The organism is Streptomyces griseorubiginosus (assembly GCF_017614965.1).
GTDB classification, from domain to species: Bacteria; Actinomycetota; Actinomycetes; order Streptomycetales; family Streptomycetaceae; genus Streptomyces; species Streptomyces griseorubiginosus_B.
The window spans coordinates 1-2,381 of sequence record NZ_WVUG01000566.1; the positions used below are offsets into that span (position 1 = coordinate 1).

Sequence of the window (2,381 nt, forward strand, 5' to 3'; positions counted from 1 at the left end):
GTGTCCGTCCTCGGTCGGGCGGTTCTGTCGATACGGCGGTGCCGTCCGCGGACGCCCGACACTGCGGGCGGACACCCCCCGCCACGTCCCCTTCTCGCCGTTGCGCCGGTGCGGGCGCGATGGCCCACAGGCAGGCATGGGCCCCGTCCCGGAGGACGGGGCCCATGCCTATCTCGGGTCAGACGGTTTCCAACTCCGCTGCTTCCGTCGACGGGGTCGGGGTCTTGGTGTGTGCCGTGCTCCTCGGGATCAGCAGGGTCGCCACGGCGGCCGCTGCGACTACTGCCGAGCCGGTGACCAGGGCCGGCTGAAGGCCGTCGACGAAGGTCTGGGCGGTGGCGTAGCCGCCCTGCGACGAGAAGATCGAGGACATGATGGCGATGCCCAGCGCACCGCCCACCTCGCGCAGCGCGTTGTTCGCGCCGGAGGCTATGCCCTGTTCCTTGGGGCGGACACTGGACATGACCAGGTTGGAGGCGGGGGCGAAGAAGAGGCCCATGCCGATGCCGCTGACGATCAGGGCGGGCAGTTGCGTGGCGTAGGAGACTCCCGGCGTCACGACGGTCGCCATCCAGCCCAGGCCGAGGGCCTGGAGGAAGAGGCCCGTCGCCACCACGGGGCGGCCGCCGATGCGGTCCGAGAGGGTGCCGGCGATGGGGGCCACCAGCATCGGCATGCCGGTCCAGGGCAGCATCCGCAGTCCCGCCTCGGTGGGCGAGTAGCCGAGCACACCCTGCATGAACTGGCTGAGCAGGAAGATCGAGCCGAACATGCCGAGGAACATCAGGAGGCTCGCTGCGTTGATGCCGGAGAAGGCCCGGGAGCGGAACAGGCGCATCGGGAGCATCGGGTTCTTGGCGCGCAGGCTGTAGAGGATGAAGGCGGTCAGCAGCGCGGTGCCCGCGAAGAGGCCGGTGAGGACGAGGGAGCTCGTCCAGCCGTCCGCCGGGCCGCGGACCAGGCCGTAGACGATGCCGAAGAGGCCGCCGCTGGCGAGGAGGGTGCCGGGGATGTCGAGGGGGGCACCGGTGCCGTACGACTCGTTCAGGCGGAGGCGGGCCAGGGGCAGGACCGCGATGCCCAGCGGGACGTTCAGCCAGAAGATCCAGTGCCAGGAGACGTGCTCGGTGAGGCTGCCGCCGATGAGGGGGCCGGAGGCCACGGCGAGACCGTTGACGGCACCCCAGATGCCGTAGGCCATGCCGCGTCGGGCGGCCGGGACGGCGGCGGTGAGCAGGGTGAGGGTGAGCGGCATCATGATCGCCGCGCCGACGCCCTGGACGGCGCGGGCCGCGATCAGGGAGTCGATCCCGGTGGCCATGGCGGCCGCGGCGGAAGCACCGGTGAAGACGGTGAGGCCGACGAGGAACATGCGGCGCCTGCCGAAGCGGTCACCCAGGGCCGCACCGAACATGAGCAGGACGGCGAAGGTGAGGGTGTAGGCGCTGACCGTCCACTCCAGGTCGCCCAGGGCTCCGCCGAGGTCCTTGCGGATCGAGGGGAGGGCGGTGGTGACTACCAGGTTGTCGAGGGCCGCCATGAATCCGGCGACGCTGGTGATGACGAGGGCCCAGACGGTTCCCCCGCGACGATGTGGTGCGGTGTGCTGCTCGGACATCGCTCCCCCAGAGGGTTTGTGGTGGTTTGTGGTGGCTTTGTGGCGGTTTTGCGGTTGGTCTCGCCGGTGTGATTTTGATTAGTTATTGATCACTAAGTTTTGCGGGCAGGGAGGTGCCTTGGTGCGCACCTTCCGCTCGGGCTACTTCTCCAGGCGACCCTTGAGCTGCGCCTCCGGATAGAGGCCCTCCCACACCCTGTGCTCGGGCGGGAAGCCCATGGCCACCAGGCAGTTGATGAGCATGCCGTACGCGAGGAACGTCGTCGTCTCGCTGACGTCCGCGCCCAGCGGTACGTGAACCGTGTCCCACAGCCGCATCCAGCCCGCCCGCACTTCCTCGCCGAGCTCATGGTCGCCGGCCTGCTCGGCGGCGGCCACGGTGACGTACATCTGCATCTGCATCAGCAGCCGCTCGGGCTGCTCGGCGATGACCTTGGTGTACGCGTTGGCCATGGCCCGGACGGCTTCCTCGCCCTCCAGCCCCTTGGCCGCCTCCTCGAACGTGCGGATGGTGTCCTCCACACACCGCTGGGCGGCGGCGAGGAAGATCGCCTTCTTGCCCGGGAAGAGCCGGAAGAGGTACGGCTGCGAGACACCCACCCGCTTGGCGATCGCCTCGGTCGAGGTGCCGTAGTAACCCCCGCGGCCGAACTCGGCGGTCGCCGCGCGGATGACGCTCTCGCGTCGCTCTTCTGCGCTCATCCTGGCCATGGGAAGAAGTTAGTACTCAATCACTAACTTCGTCAAGGGGTGGGGTGGGGTG

At 69.1% G+C, this 2,381-nt stretch carries 2 protein-coding genes; both read right to left on the bottom strand.

What is annotated here, in order from left to right:
- Positions 1 to 178: 178 nt before the first annotated feature.
- Positions 179 to 1,618 (bottom strand): DHA2 family efflux MFS transporter permease subunit, encoded by a 1,440-nt coding sequence (locus GRC12_RS43680; protein ID WP_208785984.1) that lies wholly within the window; start codon positions 1,616 to 1,618, stop codon positions 179 to 181.
- 141 nt (positions 1,619 to 1,759) lie between these two features.
- Entirely contained in the window at positions 1,760 to 2,329 is a 570-nt protein-coding gene (locus GRC12_RS43685) for a TetR/AcrR family transcriptional regulator (protein WP_208785985.1), read from the bottom strand.
- Positions 2,330 to 2,381 lie beyond the last annotated feature (52 nt).

Coding starts and splice junctions, on each gene's coding strand:
- GRC12_RS43680 (WP_208785984.1), bottom strand. CDS start 1,618: ATGTCCGAGCAGCACACCGCACCACATCGTCGCGGGGGAACCGTCTGG.
- GRC12_RS43685 (WP_208785985.1), bottom strand. CDS start 2,329: ATGGCCAGGATGAGCGCAGAAGAGCGACGCGAGAGCGTCATCCGCGCG.